Here is a 21,642-nt window from a genome sequence, read left to right as displayed (position 1 = left end):
AGGATCGCCGGAAAGAGGCCTTCCGGGTCGGCGCCCGACAGGGTGAATTCGTCCGTGTGGCAGATGCCGGTGGCCTTGACCTCGACCAGCACTTCCCCGGCCTTCGGGCCGTCGAGCTGCACGGTCATGACTTCCAGCGGTTTTCCGGCCTGAACGGCAACGGCGGCGCGTACGTCCATGGTTTGCTCCCTAAGGGATCGGCCAACACCGGCCGTCCTACTCAGTGTTTCGTTTGGTCGGGCAGAAGCGCCCAGAACGCGAAGAGAGGTTTTTCGCCCGATCGCATGGCATGCCTGATCCCGGGAGGATTGTAGAAAGAACCGCCTACGCCGGGCGAAAACCAGTCGGAGTCGCCATGCATGAATTCGCCGTCCGACAAGACAAGATAGGTTTCTTCCGGAGCGTGGTCATGGTCGGGATAGCGGACATTCGGCGCCATCAACGTGGCACCAAGCCACACGTCTGCGCGATCCTCGAGCCCTCCCGGCCCGACGATCACCGTGTTCGCATGGCTCATGAGGAAGTTTTCACTGGCCGAGCCGTCATAAGTTGACCGCCACTTCCATTCGAGGTGGGGTTCCAGCGCCTTGAACCGCTCGATCAGGAGGTCGAGCACCGGCTGTTCCGTCTTCGTCGTGAACACGCCTTCGAGATAACGATGACAAACCGGAAGGCGCTTCGAAATTCCCGAGCGTTCGGTCTGCGGCATCTCCAGGTTCGAAAACATCTGCATGATCGATTTTCGTGCCCGCTGGTCTTGGGCAAACCGATCGAATGCGACGAAGGCCGTGTCGAGAAAGGTCTGCAAAGCGTCATTGCGAGACATCTTCATATATCCTTGGCGAGGCGAAGTGCATCGTAGATGGCCGCATGCGTATTGCGTGCCGCCACGGCATCTCCAATGCGGAAGAGCTGATAGGACCCCTCGGGGTTGCGATCGACGGTTTGCGGAGCGCCGGAGAGCAACTCATCGTAGGAGACTTCGCCGAGGTTCTTCGAACCCCGCTTCAGTTCGAAATACAGATCGTCCAGCGGGATGGTGCCGTGGTTGACGACAATCTGGTCGACCGTGCGTTGCTTGGCCACGCCACCGTAGTCGCTGCCCACATGAGCGATGATCTGGTTACCGCTCTTCTCGGCCGCTTCCAGCCGGTAGGTGACGGTGAAGGTGACGTCGAGCTTCTGGAGCGAGCGCATGTAGGGAACGAGGTTCATGGCCATGACCTCCGGCGCAAAGGAGCGATCCGGGGTCATGATCTCGACCTTTGCACCTGTCTTCGCGATGAACTCTGCGGCCTGCAAGCCCGCATGGTCTCCGGCATCGTCGAAGATCAGCACGTTCGTGCCGGGCTTCACATCACCCGAGATGATGTCCCAGGATGAAACGACCAGCTCATTGCCTTTCGACAGAACCTCGGTGTGCGGCAGGCCGCCCGTCGCGATGATGACGACGTCCGGGTTTTCGGCTGCGATCGTGTCGGCGTTCGCCCAGGTGTTGAAGTGGAACGTGACGCCGAGCTTCTCACACTGTCCCATGCGCCAGTCGATGATGCTGATCATCTCCCGGCGTCTCTCGCTTTGCGCTGTGAGGCGGATCTGCCCCCCGGGATTGTTGGCCGCTTCGAAGACGACGACGGCATGGCCCCGCTCGGCTGCGACGCGCGCCGCCTCCAGACCGGCGGGTCCGGCGCCGACGATGACCACCTTCTTGCGGATGTCAGCCTTCGGGATGGTGTGCGGCATGGTCTGCTCGCGACCGGTGGCCGCGTTGTGAATACAGAACGCCATGCCACCCTGATAGATGCGGTCCAGACAGTAGTTCGCACCAACGCAGGGGCGGATGTCTTCCTCGCGCTTTTCGATGATCTTGCGCACGATGTGCGGGTCGGTCATATGGGCGCGCGTCATGCCGACCATGTCGACCTTGCCGGCAGCGATCGCGTGGCGCGCGGTCGCAACGTCTGGAATCTTCGCTGCGTGAAAGGTCGGAAAGTTCGTCGCGGCACGGATTTCGCCGGCAAAATCGAGATGCGGTGAGTTGGCCATGCCCTGGATGGGAATGACGTCGGTAAGGCCAGGGTCGGTATCGATATGGCCACGGATGACATTCAGGTAGTCAATCAGGCCGCTGTCTCGCAGCCGCTTGGAAATCTCGATGCCGTCGGCTTGTCCGGTGCCACCGGGAAGACATTCGTCCGCCGTGTAGCGTACGCCGAGAATGAAGTCGTCCCCTACCCGCTCGCGCATCGCCCTGAACACGTCAAGACAGAAACGCATGCGGTTATCGAGCGAGCCACCATAAGGGCCGTCGAGTTCATTCGTGAGCGGCGAGGTAAACTGGTCGATCAGGTGGCCGTAGGCTTCGAGTTCGACACCGTCCATACCGCCGGCCTTCATGCGCTCGGCAGCATCGGCGAAATCCTTGATGATACGCGCGATGTCCCAGTCTTCCAGCTTCTTCGGGAAAGCGCGGTGTGATGCTTCGCGCTGATGAGAGGGGGCGACGACCGGAAGCCAGTCGCCCTTGTCCCAACGCGTCCGCCGTCCGAGATGGGTGAGTTGGATCATGATCGCCGCGCCCTGCTCGTGCACGGCATCGGTCATTTCCCGCACCCACGGAACGATTTCGTCCTTGTAGGCAAGCAGGTTGTTGAAGACCGGCGGGCTGTCCTTCGACACAGCTGCAGAGCCGGCGGTCATCGTCATCGCGACGCCGCCCCTCGCCCGCTCGACTGTGTAGGCACGGTAGCGCTCCTTCGGCATGCCGTCTTCCGGATAGGCGGGCTCGTGCGAGGTGACGATGATGCGGTTTCGCAGCGTCAAATGCTTCAGTTGATAAGGCTGAAGAAGAGGATCGTTCGACATGCGGCGGGCTCCGGTTTAAGGATTTTGACGCCAAGGCTAGGTGAGAATGTACATATGTGTCAACGATCAAAAACATCATAGTTTAGATTTTTGACACTGATGTACATTTTGCTTGTGAGGGCGCGATGGATTTGTTAGGAGGTGTTTATGGAACAGGCGATGAGTGACAGCGGCTGGCGTGGCTCACACGAGGGGTGGCTCGAAGCGGCCTACGACTCCCTGCTCGAATCCGGCGTGGATTCGGTGAAGATCCTGCCGTTAGCAAAACGGCTCAATCTTTCCCGGACCAGCTTCTATTGGTTCTTCAAGGACCGGGAGGAACTGTTGAGTGCGCTTATCTCGCGATGGAGGGAGAAGAACACCGGCAACCTCGTGAAGCAGTCCGAGGCCTATGCGGAGTCGCTTGCCGAAGCGATGCTGAACGTCTTCGACTGCTGGGTGAACAAGGACTTGTTCGACTCGCAGTTCGAATTCGCGGTCCGCAGCTGGGCGCTTCAGTCGCAGGAAATCCAGGCCGAAGTGCAGCAGGCCGACGAAGCGAGGATGGAAGCAATCGGCCGCATGTTCATGCGGTTTGGCTATGACGAAGGACCGGCCGACGTGCGTGCGCGCACGACCTACCTGGTCCAGATCGGATACATTTCGATGCAGTCCACCGAGGACTTGGCGCTGCGCATGAAGCGTATTCCGGAATACATCGCCATCTATACCGGCAATGTCCCGCAGCAAAGAGAACTCGACCGGTTCTTCGCGCGCCACGGCTATAAACAGGACTAGGACTACGGTGGAAACAGGCAGGGCTCTGAGGATTGGCATCATCGGCGGCAGTGGCTGGCTGGGCGGAGAGATTGCCGCCGCCATGCTCGATGCCGGCATCGTCGCACCTCGGGACCTCTCACTCTCCTATCGCAGCGAACGCCGGGACCGTTTCTCCAACGCCTTCTGGACTTCAGACAACCAGGACCTCGCCGACCGCTCGGACGTTATCGTTCTCTCCGTCCGTCCGGCCGACTGGCCTGATCTGAACGTCAATCTAAAGGGCAAGCTCGCTATGTCGGTCATGGCCGGCATCCGCCTCGCAGCGCTTTGCGTGCACCATCAGACGCAGCGTGCAGTCCGCACATTGCCAAACGCGGCCGCAGAAGTTCGCAAATCCTTCACGCCATGGATTGCATCGAACGGTGTCACCGAAGCGGACCGGGCTATCGTCCGAAAGATCTTCGATGCCTGCGGGGTTCAGGACGAAGTGCGGACGGAAGGTGAGATCGACTATCTCACCGGCCTCACCGGTTCAGGACCTGCTTTTCCCGCGCTGCTTGCCGAAGCGATGATGGCCGATGCCATTGCGCACGGCCTGGATCGCCAGATCGCCCAGCGGGCGGTCAACACGGTGCTCATCGGGGCCGGCCGGCTGCTGGAACAGCGCGACGACTGTCCCACCGAAACGGTCCAGACCTTCCTCGATTATCACGGCACAACGGCGGCTGCGATCGAGGCGATGACCGATGCCGGCTTCGGCATCGCGGTTCAGCGCGGCCTATCTTCAGCATTCGAGAAATCGGTCCGCATGGGGGAGACCTCCTAGCACCGTTTGGGGCGGGTTCGCGCGGCACCCCGCTCAACAAGAGATGCCGCATACAGAGGGAACGATAATGAAGAGACTGCTTGCATCGACATGTCTTACGCTCGGCTTGCTCGGCTGCGCCTCGATCGCCAACGCGGCAGATTGCGGCGACGTTACCATCGCCAGCATGAACTGGCAGAGCGCCGAGGTCATTTCCAATCTGGACAAGATCATCCTCAATGAAGGTTATGGTTGCAACGCCGAAATCACCATTGGCGATACCGTGCCGACCATCACCTCGATGGCTGAAAAGGGCCAGCCGGACATTGCCCCCGAGGCCTGGATCGATCTGCTTCCCGATGTCGTCAAGAAGGGAACTGAAGAAGGACGTATCATTCAAGTCGGCTCTCCCCTGCCCGACGGTGGCGTGCAGGGCTGGTGGATTCCGCAATACGTCGCAGACGCCCATCCGGACATCAAGACGATCCCCGACCTTCTGAAGCATCCCGAGCTCTTCCCCGATGCGGAAGACACCAGCAAGGGCGCACTCCTCAACGGTCCGCAGGGTTGGGGCGGCACGGTGGTCACCACGCAGCTCTTTAAGGCCTTCGAAGGCGAAAAAGCCGGCTGGCTGCTGGTCGACACGGGCTCGGCCGCGGGCCTCGACGGCTCGATCGCCAAGGCCTACGAGCGCAAGGCGAATTTCGCGACCTACTATTGGGCGCCCACGGCGCTTCTCGGCAAGTATCCGATGGTCAAGCTGGAGGCTGGCGTGACCAACGACCCGGCCGAATGGAAACGCTGCAACACGGTTGCCGATTGCCCGGATCCGAAGCCGAATGCATGGCCAGTCGATACGATCGTAACGCTTGTCGCCAAGCCCTTCTCTGAAAAGGTTGGGCCCGAGGTGATGGACTATCTGTCGAAGCGCTCCTGGAGCAACCAGACGCTGGGCCAGGTCATGGCATGGATGACCGACAACCAGGCCAGCGGCGAGGACGGTGCCAAGCACTTCCTCACTGAAAACCCCGACCTGTGGAAGGCTTGGGTTTCGCCAGAGGCCGCGGCCAAGATCGAAGCGGCTCTCTGAGCGTCTGTATCTGGCCCGGTGTGCGATGCGCCGATGCGCGCATCGCACCTTCAATGCCGAAAGAACAACAAGAAGAACGGATCGGCTCTTTCGAAAAAGGGGAACCGAATGGACTGGTTTTACAAATTCCCGCACATGGATGACGCATCGCTTCGTGATCTCAAAAAGGTCATCGACGAAACCTTCCGCGGCTTCACCCGCAGCTATGGGGATGTGATCGAGGGGCTGTTCACGCCGCTCCAGCATTTCCTGATCGCCGCAGAGCGTTTCATGCTCAAGACCCCCTGGCCTATCATCACGCTGCTGATCCTTGCCATCGCATGGGCCGCCACGCGCAACCTGCGCATCGTCTTCGGCTGTCTCGCGACGCTGTTGCTCATCGGCTACTTCGATATGTGGGACGATACGATGCGGACGATCTCGATGATCTTCGTCTGCACGGTGCTGTCGATTGCCATCGGCATCCCGATCGGTATCGTCATGGCTCGCTCCAACCGCGTGCAGCGTGTGATCAATCCGATCCTCGATGTGATGCAGACCATGCCGAGCTTCGTCTACCTGATCCCGGTCGTCATGCTGCTCGGCATCGGAAAGGTGCCAGGCCTCATCGCGGTGGTCACCTATGCCATCCCGCCGATGATCCGCCTCACCGATCTCGGCATCCGCCTGGTCGACAAGGACGTGCTGGAAGCCGCCGACGCCTTCGGCGCCGATAACAGGCAGAAGCTTCTGAAGGTGCAGCTGCCGCTTGCCCTTCCCACCATCATGGCCGGCATCAACCAGACGATCATGATGGCGCTCGCCATGGTGGTTATCGCCTCGATGATCGGCGTTCAGGGCCTCGGCCAGCCGGTGCTGAAGGCGATCGCCAACCAGTACTTCACACTCGGCATGTTCAACGGCCTCGCCATCGTCGGCATCGCCATCATGTTCGATCGCGTCAGCCAGGCCTATGGCAAGCGCCTGCAGAAGCACCGGGAGATCGTCCATGGCTGATCATGCCTTCGGCGGCATCCAGATCCGCCGTCTCTACAAGATCTTCGGACTCAATGCTGGCGCCCATATCGAAGCCGTCAAGAACGGCCTCACCAAGACGGAGTTGAACGCGAAGCATGGTCATGTTCTGGGGCTTCGCGACATCAACATCGAGATCCCCTCGGGCGGCATCCAGGTCATCATGGGGCTTTCCGGCTCGGGCAAGTCGACACTCATCCGGCACATCAACCGGCTGATCGATCCGACCGCCGGCGAGGTTCTCGTCGATGGCGTCGATGTGGTGAAGATGCCGGAGGCGGAGCTTCGCGAATTCCGCCGCCACCAGACGGCAATGGTGTTCCAGAAGTTTGCGCTGCTGCCCCACCGCACCGTGCTCGACAACACGATCTTTGGCCTGGAGATCCAGGGCATCCCGCGCCAGAAGGGCCTCGACACCGCCATCCGCTGGCTGGAGCGCGTCGGCCTCAAGGGGTTCGAGGAGAAGTACCCCAACCAGCTCTCGGGCGGCATGCAGCAGCGTGTCGGCGTGGCCCGCGCGCTCGCCAACGACGCGCCCGTCCTCCTGATGGACGAGGCCTATTCGGCGCTCGATCCGCTGATCCGCACCGATATGCAGACCGTGCTGCTCGATCTCCAGAAGGAGATCAGGAAGACCATCGTCTTCATCACCCACGATCTCGACGAGGCGCTGCGCCTCGGCGACCAGATCGCCATCCTGCGCGACGGCGAGGTCATCCAGCAGGGGACCAGCCAGGATATCGTGCTGCGCCCCGCCGATGACTACGTCGCCAACTTCGTGAAGGAAGTGAACCGCGGCCGCGTCGTCCATGTCGAGGCCGTCATGACGCCGGCGACAACGCCTGTCTCAGGCAAGCCAACAGTGGTCGCCGGCACCACTGTCGAAGACACCCTGCGCATGCTGTCGCGCGACGTCTTCGATGAGGGAGTCGTCGTCTCCCTCACCGGTCAAACCCTCGGCATCGTCAACGTCCGGCAGCTTGCCGGCGCGATGGTCAATACCCGCTAGCGCCGAAACAAAATGACCGCCCCGAAAGGGCGGTCATCGTGCGTTTCGTAAAGGACGAGAGATCGTCCAGTCTGTGGATGGGATTAAATCGCAAAAACGGGCAGTACGCGCGTCCGTCGGCCCCGTCGCGAGTGAACAGAGAATACGGGGCCGTATCTAAACGGTCTTGGCAGGATCTGAAGTGCTTGTCATGAAGCAGCCGCGAAAAAACCTGTCTCACATCGATCCTCCCGACGCCCTCTTAAGGCGGATTTTTCGGTCCTCACTCAAAACCTGGAAGTTGCTGCGAAAAAGCGACTAATACAGATCCATTCGATAGCAATATTCGCTGTCTAGTACGGAACGTGACAAGGCGAACAGTGGCGACCCTCCAATAGGCCGTTACAGAATTGCTAATCGAAACTGCCTTGCCTCTTGGCGGGACTAGTTATTTGCGGAGCGATAACGTTTATTCGCTGGCCTTATGAATAGAGTGAACCCCTTGGGCGTGACCGGCAAGATGCCTCAAAAATAAGCTGCCTTTCTCATACTGAGGCCGCCTACGCCCGCCACGTGCTATTCGACTAGTTTCTCCAAGGGCATCGTGATCGTCATCACAAGTCCCTCCTGCTTCCAATCTCGCAGAAGCGCGCCGCCGAGCCCCTCCAGCACGGCCTTCTCAAGCGTGGTGCCAAATCCCTCGCGGTTGGTCACCTCTTGCGGTCGCAGTACTCCCTCCTCGAACCAGGTGAGGTGAACCGAACCGTTTGTAGAGCACACGTCCACGACGAGATGACCCGTGGTTCGGGACAACGCGCCGTACTTCGCTGCATTGGTGGTGAGTTCGTGCAGCAACAGAGCAAGGGACGTCAAGGCGCTCCCGCTAACAGGTACATCCGTGCCTGTGATGGTGATACGAGAGCCTTCCATGTTTTCATGCGGAGCGACAAGTGCTTCGAGAAGTGTTGAGACCGTGGTGGCCGTCTGACTGCGGTTTTCTCCATCAAGTTCAGGGAGCGTCAATTCGTGGGCGCGAGCCAGTGACTGCATACGTGAACGAAGCTCGCTGACAAGATCGTTGACATTGTTGGCAGACTTTGCGCTGAGTGAAATCAATCCGGCTGTCAAGCTGAAGAGGTTTTTAATCCGGTGGTTGATTTCTCGCAGCAGAATATCCTTATGCCGCGCAGCGTCTTTAAGTGCTTCGGCCTGCCTAGCGAGAACATCCCTTTGGTCCGCCAGTTGCTGGCGCTGCCGGTATAGCTCGAAGAATACGTCTACCTTGCTGCGGAGGATTCCCGGCTCTATCGGCTTTTGGATGAAATCCACGGCGCCGGCTTCATATCCCTGGAACCTACGCTGCCCGTCTGCGCTTCCGGCCGTCACGAAAATGATCGGAATTCGCCGCGTCCGTTCGTTGCCGCGCATGAGTTCCGCGAGTTCGAAGCCAGTGAGGCCCGGCATCTGCACATCCACGAGGGCAAGTGCGACATCATGCTGCAGCAGCAATTCCAGCGCTTCGTCGCCCGAGCGAGCCTTGAGGATCAGCAGGTCCTCGCGGCGAAGGAGGGCCTCAAGCGAGATCAGATTCTCTTCCAGATCGTCGACGAGAATGAACGGAACTGGCTTCATGGACTCATCTCGCTTCTCAAATAGTCGCCAATGGCCGGAAGCTGCAAGACGCGCGCTTCGGGGCACAGTTCGAGCGCCGCTTCGGGCATGGCGGGTGCGAACGCATTGTCTGGATTTTGGACGATAGCAGTACCGCCAGCGTCGACCACCGCACGCAGACCATTCGCTCCATCATGGTTGGCTCCTGTAAGAACAATCGCGACCAGGTCCGGACCGTAGGCATCAGCAGCACTCTCGAAAAGCACGTCGATCGACGGACGGGAGTACAGAACCGGGTCGTCATTGGAAAGCGACAGACTCCGATCGGCCTCAATGAGCAAATGATAGTCCGGCGGGGCGAAGTAGACCGTGGCAGCAGCCAGCGGCTCCTTGTCCTCAGCCTCTCGGACTGCAAGCTGGCACTTCGCCTGAAAGAGATCGGCGATGATGCTGCGTCTGTCCGGTGGAACATGAACAACAATGACGATGGGAAGCTCGAAGCCAGCGGGAAGCGACGGCAGGATCGTCGAGAGTGCCTCGACCGCCCCGGCTGACGCCCCAATTACCACGGCTCTCGCAGGAACAGAGTTCATGCTGCCCGCCTTTGGTAGATTTTTTCCTCACGGACGAAGTCTGCAAACGATGTGGCATGGCGGGAGAAACGCAGGCTTTCCTTTGACCCCAATCCCAGAAATCCCTTTCGAGAGAGAGAATCCTTGAAGAGACCCAGCGCACGGTCTTGCAGCTCGCGGTCGAAGTATATCATCACGTTGCGGCAGGAGATGAATTGCATCTCACCGAATACCGCATCGGTGACCAGACTGTGATCGGAGAAGACAACGTTGCGACGCAGGGTCTTGTCGAACGAGGCACGCCCATACGCCGCCTGATAGTAATCGGATAAAGAGGATTTGCCTCCCGACTTTCGGTGGTTCTCAGTGAAAAGCTGTAGCCGATCAAGCGCAAAAATGCCCGCTTCGGCAGCCTGCAGGGCCTCGTGGTTGATATCCGTGGCGTAGAAGATGGTCCGCTCCTCAAGCCCTTCCTCACGGAACAGGATGACGAGCGAGTAAAGCTCCTCTCCGCCGCTGCAGCCAGCCACCCACACCTTGAGCGAGGGGTAGGTGCGCAGATGCGGCACGACCTTCTCGCGGATGGCGCTGAAGTAGCTCGGGTCGCGAAACATCTCACTAACTTGCACAGTCAAGAACCGTAGAAGCCGCGGCAGCATTTCTGGATCATGCAAGAGATTCTCCTGCAAAGCGGAGAATGTGGCAAATCCCAGTTGCTCCCGAGCCTGCTTGAGCCGTCGTTTGATGGAAGCCATCGCATAATTACGAAAGTCATAGTGATATTTGAGGTAAATTGCCTCCAGCAGCAGCCGGATCTCAATGTCCTCGACCTTCTCCAACGGCGCTGCCTCGCTCATTTCGGCATCCAGACCCGCACGAGGGAAAGAAGCTTCTCGACGTCGAGGGGCTTGGCCATATAGTCGTTGGCGCCAGCGTCAATGCAACGCTGCTGATCGTCTGGCATAGCTTTCGCGGTCAGTGTGATGATCGGTAGCTTTTTCCACGCCGTATTGCGCCTGATCTCCCGCGTGGCGGTGAGCCCATCCATGACAGGCATCATAACGTCCATAAGCACGAGGTCTATTTTCGCAGCCGAATCCGTGGAAGCCTTCTCCAACGCATCCAGTGCTTCTCGGCCGTTGCGGGCAATCACTACGACCGCGCCCCGCGACTCGAGAATGTTGGCGAGCGCGTATACGTTGCGGATATCATCCTCGACCACGAGGATATGGCGCCCTTCCAAGAGTGCATCGCGATGCCGTGCCTTGCGGATCATCTTTTGTTGCTCGTCGGGAAGCTCGGAAATCACCTGGTGCAGGAAGAGGCTCACTTCGTCCAAAAGGCGCTCTGGTGATTTGGCTCCCTTGATGATGATCGATTTGGAGTAACGGCTTAGCCTCTGTTCATCATCCGCAGAGAGCTCCCGGCCGGTATAGACGATGACCGGCGGGAAGGCATAGGCACTTTCTTTGCTGAGGGTCTCGAGCAGCGAGTAGCCGGATGCATCGGGCAAGGACAAATCGAGCACCATGCAGTCGAAAGTCTCTTCGCGCAAAAGGTCGAGGCATTCGGCAGCGGTGCTGGCAGTGACCGTCGTGACATCCTGCGTGCCGAGCAGCTTTGCAACGGCATCGCGCTGCACTGCATCGTCCTCGACGATCAGGACACGATGAACGCGCTGAGAAAGCCGCGCTTCGAGTTTCCGCAGAACATCGACCAACTCCTCCCGGGTGACAGGCTTGACCGCGTAGCCTGCCGCGCCGAGGGAGTAGGCGGTCTCGGTATGGTCGGATCCAGAGACGACATGGATGGGGATGTGCCGGGTCTCGACATCGTGTTTCAGCCGGTCCAGAACGGCCAGACCCGATTGATCCGGCAAACCGACATCAAGAACAATCGCGCTCGGCATGAACTCCTTCGCTAGACGCATGGCCTCCTCAGCGGTCCCGGCCACGATCGACTGGAATCCCATCTCGCGCGAAAGGTCGCGAACGATCTCCGCAAACGTGTCGTCATCCTCAATGACCAAGAGAAGTCGTTTTGCATCGGTCAGAGCATCCCGGTCATCGTCGATTTTGCGAGTAGGCCGCGTGAGGGGCCTCGATCGAACCTGAGCCGCCTCGCTCGACGGGGGCGCCGGTATTGTTGGAGTTCGCTCGTCGCGAGCGGCGACCTTGGACGGGTCGTAACTTTCCGGAACGGAGACGGTGAACGTGCTTCCTCGTCCTGGCTCGCTTGCAAGCGTAATCTTTCCCCCCAGAAGCCGGACGAGTTCCCGCGAGATCGAGAGGCCGAGCCCGGTCCCCCCGTACTTGCGGCTGATCGTCCCATCGGCTTGGTGGAACGCCTCAAAAACGCTACGCTGTTGGTCTTTCGCTATCCCAATCCCGGTGTCCGTCACCGCGAACGCGAAGGTGCCGTTATCATCCAAACCGACCGACAGCTTCACCTGGCCAGAATCCGTGAACTTGATGGCATTGGAAAGCAGGTTTTTCAGAACCTGCTCCAGGCGCTGCGGATCCGTCTCGATGGCTGTCGGGCAATCCTGTGCAATCGCAATGGCGAAATCGAGCTTCTTGTCTGCCGCCAAGGGTTGAAAGATCTGGCGAATATTTTGCGCCAGCCGGTCAATCCGGACGACTTCCGGCCGGATTTCGACGTGGCCAGCCTCAATCTTTGAGAGATCCAAGATATCGTTGATAAGATTCAGAAGATCATTTCCAGATGATTGAATGGTTTTTGCGAACTTTACCTGTTCATCCGTTAGGTTGTCATCTGGATTGTCTGCCAGGAGCTTCGCGAGGATGAGTGACGAGTTCAGTGGCGTGCGTAGTTCGTGAGACATGTTGGCGAGGAAGTCTGACTTGTATTGGCTCGCTTGCTCCAGTTCACGTGCCTTGAGCTGAACAGAAGCGTTTGTTTGCTCTAGATCGTCGCGCTGCGTTTCCAGTTGCTGTGCCTGCTCCTCAAGCTGGGCGTTGGTCTGCTCAAGCTCGACCTGTTGCTGTTCGAGACGCACCTGGGACTCCTTGAGCGCGCGGCTTTGCTCTTCCAGCTCCTCGTTTGAAACCCTTAGTTCCTCGCTTTGCGTCTGTAGTTCCTCGGACTGCCTCTGGGTCTCTTCGAGGAGATTCTGAAGCTCGTCGCGATAAATCGCCGATCGCACTGCAACGGCGATGGCGGCCGACGCACGCTCAATTAGCGTTACGACATGTTCGTCGATCGGCCGCAGGAAGCCAAGTTCGATCACGGAATTCACATTGCCATCGACAGTGCCAGGTAGAATGGCGAGGTGGGTCGGTTTGTGCTGGCCCAACGCTGATCCAAACGAGAGGTAGCCGTCCGGTACCTGATCGATCAAAATCGATCTGCCTTCCTCGGCAGCCTGCCCGAGCAGGCCTTCTCTCAGCCTGAAGCGCAAAGGAATGTTCGCGCCCTCAGGCACTCCGTAGACAGCAGCCCGCTGATAGCCATGACGATCCCCTGTGAAAACAGCGCCTGCGGCCGCACCCACATAACGTGCCAGAAAATCCAGAATGCTCTTGCCAAGCTGTTCAAGTGATTGGTCGCCAATCATGACGGAGGCCAGCCCAACCTCTCCCGATTGCAGCCAATCGTCACGCCGGCGGGCGAGAGTGGCCTGCCTGACAAGGAACGCGATGGTCGCTGTAAGCCCTATGCCGAGAACGCCGGACAGGACTGTGCTGAGGAACGCTCTTCGCTGCGCTTCAGCCATGTCGGCGAGCCGGCGCGCACGTACTTCGGATTCCGCTTGAGCCATTGCAGCGATCTGCGCGCGGATCGCGTCCATTTCGACCTTGCCCTGATCCGAATTAACGATTGCCAGTGCCGGTTCAAGACCCTGGGTGCGCCGAAGATCGATCGTCTTCGCCAACTCCAACAGCTTGCCATCGACATGGGTCCGCAGCGTCGTCAATCTCTGAGATTGCCCGGGATTTTCCGATGTCCTCTCGGCGATTTCGTCGAGTTTGGTGGGAATCGCGCGAAGAGCCGTGTTATACGGGTTGAGATAGCTTTCGTTGTTGGTGAGCAGGTAGCCTCGCTGGCCAGTCTCTGCGTCCTGAACCTGTGACAGCAGTTCATCGAGGCTTACGATGGCGATGTGTGTCTGGATGATCCGGTCGTTACCCTCCCTCAGCGACTGCAAATTGAGGTAGGCGACAAATCCGCTAATAAGAAAAAAGACGACGGCTCCAGAGAGGCCAAGGGCAACGCCTGGGTCTAGGCCGAGAGCGCGCTTCGACAGTTTGGGCATGGTCGTTCGGTTCATCGCGTGCTAGTCCGGAAGTCGAGAGGAGGTTTGATCACCGTGGGTGGAGCGGCCAACACCGCGTTCCTGTCGCGAGGGCGCATCCGATCATTCCCTATCACCTGCATCCGATCTCACCCTGAAGCGCAATAATAAAAGACATACCTCTGTGTATAGAAACATGTGTCGTGGAAGCGATAGGCGATATTTGGCGGTGGACCAACTTTCCAGGCGTGATGCGTATGAACCTATTTGGACCAAGCCTCTTATTTAAGGAAGGCTTGACGTTCATTTTCGTTGCCACTAGCCCATCCCACTCAAGCGTTCGGGCTGGGTAGACGCACAGCAGCCCCTGCTGTTGTGCTTCCCCCGACGTCTCATAAATAGGAAGAAATCCCTCTGAAACGGAAATCACGGACGTCCGCTCCACAGGAACTCAGTCTGCTGTGGAAAGTGCAGACGTGCGAAGGGCACGCAATCAATGTGTATAACCACGCGCGCAACTGTAGGCTGTTTTCCGATCAAGAGCCACCAGCCATCAACACCGCACCGCTGCGTTCTCATTGGCGTCGGATTGGGTTGAGCACCAAAAAAACGCCCCACGAACGTTTTCGCGGGGCGAATTGATGTTTTGGACCGAGGTCTGTGCGCTATTTTACATAGACAATCTTGCCGCCGGTCGCAGAGGTCTGGACGTCGATAACGTTCTGGATCTGGACGTTTTTCGCTGCAAGCGCCTCTACCAGTCCTTGGTCCGTCGCGAGTTCATCCTGAACCTTTTTCATGGTGATGGGATCGTTGGCCTTTAGCTTCAACGTCTCCGCTTCGCTGCTCGCACTCTTGTCGGCTTCGAGCGTCGAAAGCTGGATAACTTCGACATTGCTCATTGTTGCAGCGTTATTTACTCCACTCGAACTTGATTCAGTGGTCTGTCCGGTCGGATCAGAGCCGTCGGTCGTGACGGTCTTGCCATTTTCCGTCACGGTATCACGTCCGGTGTCGCCCCCGGACGTGTCCTGCGAATAGGCAAAGCCGCCGATGGGGGCGACGACGAGAAAGGATGCGAGCGTAATCGAAACAGACTTCTTCATTTTCATTCTCCCTAGGTTGAGCTGTTCACTAACCTCTAGATCGACCGTAGGTTCCGCTACAGACCTCCTATTTCGATCCAGGAAGGTTTGAGATGAAGGTTCTGAACGTAAATTGTTTATCAGGTTCACAAGTAAGCCGGCGAGAGCGCCACATGAATAGGACCCGCGAGTGCAGGAATTCTTGACGTGTTTCGGCTACGTTCCCTGTTTGACGTTTGCAATATTTGGAGGCTTCCTCCCAACCTTTGGCCGAGCCGTATCAACTCCCGGTGTTTTGCGCGTATGCCCACCGTTTTACCAGCGGGCATTTTCGGTCATGTCGTCAAGGGTGAGGACGGCGACGGCAAGGTTTGAGCAGCCATGTCAGCCGCCGGCCGCCGGCCGCCAGGACACGCACGGTCTACGCGTTGACATCAAAAGAGTCGCGACGGTCTACTGCAGTTACTCCTCTCACAGTGCGAAACTTCATGTGCTCGCGGGTTGCCGAAAAGAGTCGTCTTCGTGGGAACTTGGATCGCATGCGGGAGTTATCGGACGTCGTGTCTTAAGCGTTTAAAACGATGCTTATAGCTATCGCATTCAATGACACGCTGAAGTAGAGCCCTGCCGGAAAAAAATCCTCTACAGGCCGGCTGATAGAACTCTTTGAAGCAGGCTAGCCCACCGAACGTCGCGCGCGAAACCTGCAGCAAAGCAAAATCTAATTTGAACATGCACTCACGCTTCGGCGGCATTTATTTTGCGCAACGGATAGGCCATGAACAAGATTTCTCGTTTTCTTCAGGCATTCGTCCGCAGTATCTTGAGCTGTCTTGCCGTTCTTGTACTTGCGTTTCTTACCTTGGTTGGCTTCGTCGGCTTTACGGATACCGGCGCGCGGGTAACGGCAAGATTTGTCGAGGATTTCATTTCGACCTCGAAGCGGAACGTCACTATCGTCGATCCCTCCGGTCTCCTGACCGGGCGTCTGAGGGTCGGAACGATCAGGTTGGCTGACACACATGGCGTCTATGCCGAGATCCGCGACTTCGCTGTCGACTGGTCGCCGCTTGCGCTCCTGTCCTCTCGTTTCGATGCCGAGCGCGTCGCCGCCGCCTCGGTTTCGCTGTCGCGCCTGCCCGAAGCCGTGCCGGAGGATCCGGCCGGGGCTCAGGAGCCATTCACATTGCCCGTCGAGGTGAGGATGGAGGCCATTGACGTTGCGGACATCCGTCTCGGCGCGGCCGTCGCCGGCCGCGAGCATCGCTTTTCGCTCGCCGGCAGCGGCCAGACGGTGTCGGAAAGCGTGGCGCTGAAGCTGGCGCTCGCCGAGATGGACCGCCCGGAAGCGAAGGCCGTTGCCGATCTCGTCTTCGATCCGCCGGGCAACCGCCTGCGGCTTCAGGCCGAGATCTCCGAGCCGGCGGGCGGGCTGATCGCGAAGCTGCTGCGGCTTCCCGACGAGCTGGCCGTTGCCGTCAGGCTCACCGGCGACGGACCGCTCTCCAACTGGGCGGGCCGGCTGACGGCTGCCGTCGCCGGTGGCGAAATCCTGGCGCTGGACGGCCGCCATACCTTTTCGACCGCAGGGCTGCATACCGTGTCGCTTACTGGCGGAGGCACCTTCGATGTGCTGATGCCGCCGGAACTGCGGCCGCTCTTCGCCGGCACCACCGGCATTGACGTAATCGCGGCCTTCGACGGATCCGACATGCTGCGCATCGAGAAGGGCGAGATTTCCACCGGCACGCTCGCCCTTTCGGCCAGCGGCACGGTCAGCGCCCGCGGCAAGAACGACCTCACGGCCAGACTTTCGGGCAGGCGGGGGCCGATCGACTTCCGCTGGCCGCTGGCTGCCGGCACGGCGCGCCTCCTGATCGAAAGCGCCGAGGTCACGATCAACGGCCCGGCCGCTGCCGCCGCGCTCGACCTCGACGCCGTGCTCGCCGCCGCCGAATTGCCGCAGGGACGGGTGGAAACCTTACGTCTTTCGGCAGCGAGCACGGCTTTCGACCTGTCTGCCCTCAGCGGTGCCATTGATGTGACGGTGGAAGCCGGGGCTACCGCCTTTGCGAACCCCGATATTGATCGGCTGGTCAGGGGACCGGCGAAGGCCGCCGCCACCCTCGACGTGACACCGGACCGGATCGGTGTCGATCTCCTGACGCTTGATAGCGCCGGCATCGACGGCACGTTTTCCGGCAGCTATGACCTGCGCACGCAGCTTGCCGAAACACGCTTCCAGCTCGTAGCGCTTCCCGCCGTGCTGCCGGACAACTTGGCCAGCCGGTTCGATACGACCATCGCGCTTGAAGGAAACCTGTCGGCGACGGGCGCCGATGCCGTCAGGCTCTCGGATCTGCAACTGCGCTCCGGCACGCTGGAGGCCGCCGGCGGCGTGTCCCTCGTCGACGGCAATCTCGATGCGACGCTCACCGGCCGCCTGCCCGAGATCGGCCGGCTGGTCCCAGACGCCGCCGGCGAAGCGGCATTCGAGGCGCGGGCCACCGGTCCGCTTGACGGCCTCGGCCTGACCGCGCGGCTGACATCCGGCGGCGCGACGGTCGCCGGCCGCACGCTGAGCGATCTCGTCGTCGCGCTCGACGGCCGGACGAACGCCGATGGTCCTGCCGGCGACCTGGCCGTGACGGGCGTGCTCGACGGGCAGATGGTCAACGTCCGCTCCCGCGTCTTCTTGCAGAATGGCAGGATCCTTCTCCCTATGCTCGAAGCCGATATCGGCGCCAACACGCTGAAGGGCGGGCTGAGGCTGTCTCCCGATCTCATGCCCGAGGGAACGATCACATTCACCTTACCCGACCTCTCGCTTTTGGCGGCCCTGGCCGGAGAGACCGTTGTGGGAGACCTTTCCGGCACGGCCGTCTTCGCAGCCGACGGTGGTCGCACGGCGATGACTCTCGAAGCCACGGGCTCCATGATCACCCGTGAAACCCTGCGCGTGCGAAATCCGGCGATTGACCTGTCGGTGGCGGATATCCGCGCGCCCGGTGTCACAGGGACGATCCGCGCCGCCGCCGTCGCCGCCGGCGAAAACACGCTCGAAAACCCCGCCGTCTCCTTCAATCATCAGGGCAGCAGTACCGATTTCGATGTTTCGGGCCGATACGAGGATGCCCCGCTCGTGCTTGAAGGCAGCGTCGCGCGGCACGAGGGCGCGACCATGGTCGCGCTGACATCCGTGCGGGCGCTCGTGGCGGGTTATCCGCTCGATCTCCCGGATGCCTCCTCCATCACCGTGCGGGACGGCGCGGCCAGTTTCAACCGGCTGGTCGTCGATATCGCCGGTATGCGCGTTGCGCTCTCCGGCGTCTTCAATTCCACCGGCGAAAGTGACCTCACGGCTGTGCTCCTGACCGAAGAGGGGCCTGCTGAACTGCGCCTGCCCGTCGACGGCGGCGAAGCGCACCTGTCGCTCGCCTCGGCAGAGCTTACGATGTCCGGCGCGATCGGAGCCGCCCGTATCGATCTGTCCGCCCGGCTGGAAGACGCCTCCTTTCCGAAGGGTAGCATCGGCGACGCCACGCTTGCCGTCACGAGCGACGCCTTCGATCTCGTCGAGCGCATCGGACCGGTCGCGTTGCGCGCCGAGCTCGGCGAGACGCATTTCGTCAATGCCGAGCTCGCCCGCCTGATGCCGGGGCCGCTGTCGCTTCAGGGCCGGCTGGCGGTTCAGCCCGATCGGATCGCATTCACGGACGTCGCACTCACGGGCAATGGCCTCGACGTCGCGGCGAGCGGCTTCTTCCTGCCCCCGACCGGCGCGGCCGATGTCGATTTCCGCATCGCGGCGCCGCCGACGGCCCTCGGCGATGCGCTCGGCTCGCGCTTCGATACGAAGGTGACGCTGTCCGGCAAGGCGGAGAAGCGGCAGGACGGCACGCTTGCGCTTTCCAATTTCGCGCTCGCTTCCGGCACGCTCGAGGCCTCGGGAACGGCGACGCTCGCCGGAAATACCCTGGCGGCGACGGTGAACGGCACCATCCTCGCCCTCGACAAGCTCTTGACCGATGCGGAGGGCACGGCCGCGTTCGACGTCTCCGCGAGCGGTCCCGTCGACGGCCTGGACGTTCAGGCGCGGCTGACGTCGAGCGGCGCCACGCTTGCCGGTCGCACGCTGAGCGATCTCGTCGTCACGCTGGCCGGCAAGGCCGTGGCCGACGCGCCCTCGGGCGAGCTGACGGTGACGGGCGCGCTCGACGGGCAGGCGATCAACATCCGCTCCAGCGTCGTCTCGCAGAACGGCAGGATCGCCATTCCCATGCTCGAAGCCAATATCGGCAACAACACGCTGAAGGGCGGGTTGACGCTGTCTCCAGACTTCACGCCGGAGGGGACATTCACCTTCGATTTCCCTGACCTGGCCCTTCTGGCCGCCACGGCGGGCGAGCGCGCGGTCGGCGATCTCGCCGGCAGCGTCGTCATCCGCAATGTCGACGGCAGCACAGGCCTGACGCTTAAGGCAAGCGGCTCGGGCATCAGCCGCGATGCGCTGCGCATCGTCGGTCCCGTCGTCGATCTTTCGATCGCCGATCTGACGATGGCGGCCATCGCGGGCGAGGTCCGCGCCAGCCGGCTGACCGTCGGCGAAAACCGGCTGGAAGCTTTGCGGCTGGCCTTCACGCGCGAGGGGGCGAAGACCGGCATCGACGTTACCGGCCTCTACGACGGCGCGCCGTTGTCGGCCAACGGCGAGATCGAGCAGCAGGGCGGCCGTATCTCCGTGGCGCTCACGCGCCTCGAGGCTGCACCGCGCGGTATTCCGCTCCGCCTTGACAGACCCGTCACCATCACCCTCGGCGAGGGCAGCGCCGCCTTGCGCGATGTCGTCATCGGCACGGGAAACGGCAGCATCGCCATCAGTGGCACGGCCGGTGAAAGGCTCGATCTGACCGCGCGGCTAAACGCCTTGCCGGCAAACCTCGTCAACACGTTCGCCGCCGGACTGGGCGCCGACGGCACGATCAACGGCACCGTCACCGTCGGGGGAAGTGCCGGAGCACCCGTGGTAGGCTATTCGCTCGACTGGCAGGGCGCCTCCGTCGCCCAGAGCCGTGCGGCCGGCGCCGGCGTCCTGTCCATCCGCGCGAACGGCGAATATGCCAACGGCACCTTTCGGCTCGACACAACGCTTTCAGGTGCGGGCGGCCTGTCTTTCAGCGGCGGGGGCACCGTTGGAACTGCCGGCCGGATACCGCTCTCCATGCGGTTTTCCGGCACGCTGCCGTTCTCGCTGCTGGCCGCGCGGCTCGCTGACGAGGGTTTCATCCTGACCGGCAACGCCTCCATCGAGCTGTCTCTTTCGGGAGAGGCAACCGCGCCGGTTATCGCCGGCACGGTGTCGACGTCCGGCGCGCGCCTGGTCGACGTCCGCCGCAATCTGGCTGTCAACGATATCGCCGCGCGCGTCTCGCTCGACGGCAACCAAGCGACCGTCCAGCAGATGACCGGCACGTTGGCAAGCGGCGGGCGCATTTCGGCGAGCGGCACGGTCGGCGTCGCGCCGGGCTCCAACTACCCGGCCAATCTTGCCATCCAGCTCGGCGATATCACTTATGTGGACGGAACGCTCGTCACCGCAGATGTCGCCGGCGACCTGACGGTGACCGGTCCGCTGCTAAGCGCCCCGGTGGTGGGCGGCACGCTGCGCGTCAGCAAGGCGGGCATCACCATTCCCGAAAAACTACCCGCCTCCCTGTCGGAAATCGACATCCAGCATAGGAACGCGCCGCGCGACGTGACGGCGATGAATCGGCAGGTCCACAAGGACGCAGGCGGCGATAGCGCTGGCAGTGGCATCGGTCTGGACCTTACCATCGACGCGCCTAGCAGGATCTTCGCGCGCGGGCGCGGCATCAATGCGGAACTCGGGGGTAACCTGACGATCCGGGGAACGTCTGCAAATCCTGCCGTATCGGGCGCCTTTACGCTGCGGCGCGGGCGGCTGGAAATCCTCGCCCGGCGACTGGAGTTTTCGCGCGGCACCATTGGCTTCGGCGGCGGCCTGGTTCCTGCCCTTGATCTCATGGCGAATACGACAGCCGGATCGACAGAGATCAGCGTCACCATCGCGGGCCTGGCCAGCAATCCGACCGTCAACTTCGCCTCCTCGCCGGCGCTGCCGCAGGACGAAATCCTCGCGCAACTCATCTTCAATAGATCGATGTCGAAACTTTCCGCTGTGCAGATAGCCCAACTCGCCGCTGCCGTCAGTCAGCTCTCTGGGGGGCGGTCCGGATCCCTGCTGGAGGGCTTGCGCAGCCAGCTCGGGGTCGACGATCTCGACATCACGACCGATTCCGAAGGGCGAGCACAGCTTTCGGTCGGCAAATACCTTAATGACCGTACTTACATCGAGCTAAAGCAGGATCCAGAATCTGGCGGCGGCAAAGCGGTGATCAATCTCGAAGTCGGTCGTGACGTCAAGTTGCGTGGCGAAGCCGGCAGTGGAGGCGGCGCGGCGGGCATTTTCTATGAAAGGGAATATTGAAGGTGACCTTTCGCGCGCACCGTCATGCGCCCAGACGGAAGCGCGCTGGCGGCCTATTACTTCAATTGCGAGAAGAACGGTGACCGCTTT

General features: G+C 60.7%; 13 protein-coding genes and 1 pseudogene. 6 read left to right on the top strand and 8 right to left on the bottom strand.

The window, feature by feature from the left end; all coding sequences use genetic code 11:
- From J2Y63_RS32075 to J2Y63_RS32065, 3 genes and pseudogenes are all read right to left on the bottom strand, one after another.
- Positions 1-179, bottom strand: a pseudogene (locus J2Y63_RS32075) (S-(hydroxymethyl)glutathione dehydrogenase); the annotation flags it as partial.
- Positions 180-220: 41 nt separating this feature from the next.
- On the bottom strand, positions 221-826 hold the full coding sequence (locus tag J2Y63_RS32070; protein WP_435269339.1) for a dimethylsulfonioproprionate lyase family protein: 606 nt from the start codon (positions 824-826) through the stop codon (positions 221-223).
- A gap of 2 nt (positions 827-828) precedes the next feature.
- Positions 829-2,865 carry an FAD-dependent oxidoreductase gene (locus tag J2Y63_RS32065; protein WP_435269338.1) on the bottom strand — a complete coding sequence of 679 codons (2,037 nt, stop codon included), beginning with the start codon at positions 2,863-2,865 and terminating at the stop codon, positions 829-831.
- A gap of 147 nt (positions 2,866-3,012) precedes the next feature.
- Here J2Y63_RS32065 and J2Y63_RS32060 point away from each other — a divergent pair, with 147 nt between their 5' ends.
- The 5 genes from J2Y63_RS32060 to J2Y63_RS32040 all read left to right on the top strand — a co-directional run bounded on the left by J2Y63_RS32060 (position 3,013) and on the right by J2Y63_RS32040 (position 7,542).
- Positions 3,013-3,642, top strand: coding sequence for a TetR/AcrR family transcriptional regulator (locus J2Y63_RS32060; RefSeq protein ID WP_435269337.1), 630 nt, complete (start codon positions 3,013-3,015; stop codon positions 3,640-3,642).
- The gene (locus J2Y63_RS32055; protein ID WP_435269336.1) at positions 3,581-4,450 is read left to right on the top strand and encodes a pyrroline-5-carboxylate reductase family protein; all 870 of its coding nucleotides are present in this window, start codon (positions 3,581-3,583) and stop codon (positions 4,448-4,450) included. The genes J2Y63_RS32060 and J2Y63_RS32055 overlap by 62 nt, the downstream gene beginning before the upstream one ends.
- Before the next feature lie 67 nt (positions 4,451-4,517).
- Positions 4,518-5,519 (top strand): ABC transporter substrate-binding protein, encoded by a 1,002-nt coding sequence (locus J2Y63_RS32050; protein ID WP_435269335.1) that lies wholly within the window; start codon positions 4,518-4,520, stop codon positions 5,517-5,519.
- A 108-nt stretch (positions 5,520-5,627) separates the two neighbouring features.
- Positions 5,628-6,515 carry an ABC transporter permease gene (locus tag J2Y63_RS32045; protein ID WP_435269334.1) on the top strand — a complete coding sequence of 296 codons (888 nt, stop codon included), beginning with the start codon at positions 5,628-5,630 and terminating at the stop codon, positions 6,513-6,515.
- Positions 6,508-7,542 carry a quaternary amine ABC transporter ATP-binding protein gene (locus J2Y63_RS32040; protein ID WP_435269333.1) on the top strand — a complete coding sequence of 345 codons (1,035 nt, stop codon included), beginning with the start codon at positions 6,508-6,510 and terminating at the stop codon, positions 7,540-7,542. The genes J2Y63_RS32045 and J2Y63_RS32040 overlap by 8 nt, the downstream gene beginning before the upstream one ends.
- A gap of 555 nt (positions 7,543-8,097) precedes the next feature.
- On the opposite strand, the gene J2Y63_RS32035 is transcribed toward J2Y63_RS32040, so the two are convergent.
- The 5 genes from J2Y63_RS32035 to J2Y63_RS32015 all read right to left on the bottom strand — a co-directional run bounded on the left by J2Y63_RS32035 (position 8,098) and on the right by J2Y63_RS32015 (position 15,065).
- Positions 8,098-9,153: a response regulator gene (locus tag J2Y63_RS32035; RefSeq protein ID WP_435269332.1), complete on the bottom strand. Its 1,056-nt coding sequence runs from the start codon at positions 9,151-9,153 to the stop codon at positions 8,098-8,100.
- A complete protein-coding gene (locus J2Y63_RS32030) occupies positions 9,150-9,725 on the bottom strand; it encodes a chemotaxis protein CheB (protein WP_435269331.1) in 576 nt (191 codons plus the stop codon). The genes J2Y63_RS32035 and J2Y63_RS32030 overlap by 4 nt, the downstream gene beginning before the upstream one ends.
- Entirely contained in the window at positions 9,722-10,561 is an 840-nt protein-coding gene (locus tag J2Y63_RS32025) for a CheR family methyltransferase (protein ID WP_435269330.1), read from the bottom strand. Before J2Y63_RS32025 ends, J2Y63_RS32030 begins: the two co-directional genes overlap by 4 nt.
- Entirely contained in the window at positions 10,558-13,995 is a 3,438-nt protein-coding gene (locus J2Y63_RS32020) for a response regulator (protein WP_435269329.1), read from the bottom strand. Before J2Y63_RS32020 ends, J2Y63_RS32025 begins: the two co-directional genes overlap by 4 nt.
- 629 nt (positions 13,996-14,624) lie before the next feature.
- On the bottom strand, positions 14,625-15,065 hold the full coding sequence (locus J2Y63_RS32015) for a hypothetical protein (protein WP_435269328.1): 441 nt from the start codon (positions 15,063-15,065) through the stop codon (positions 14,625-14,627).
- A 988-nt stretch (positions 15,066-16,053) separates the two neighbouring features.
- Here J2Y63_RS32015 and J2Y63_RS32010 point away from each other — a divergent pair.
- Entirely contained in the window at positions 16,054-21,552 is a 5,499-nt protein-coding gene (locus J2Y63_RS32010; protein WP_435269327.1) for a translocation/assembly module TamB domain-containing protein, read from the top strand.
- Positions 21,553-21,642: the final 90 nt, after the last annotated feature.

It is taken from the genome of Shinella sp. BE166, from assembly GCF_051201095.1.
GTDB lineage: Bacteria > Pseudomonadota > Alphaproteobacteria > Rhizobiales > Rhizobiaceae > Shinella > Shinella lacus.
Note: the sequence above shows the minus strand (reverse complement) of the source record. Positions and strands in the feature narration are given on the sequence as shown.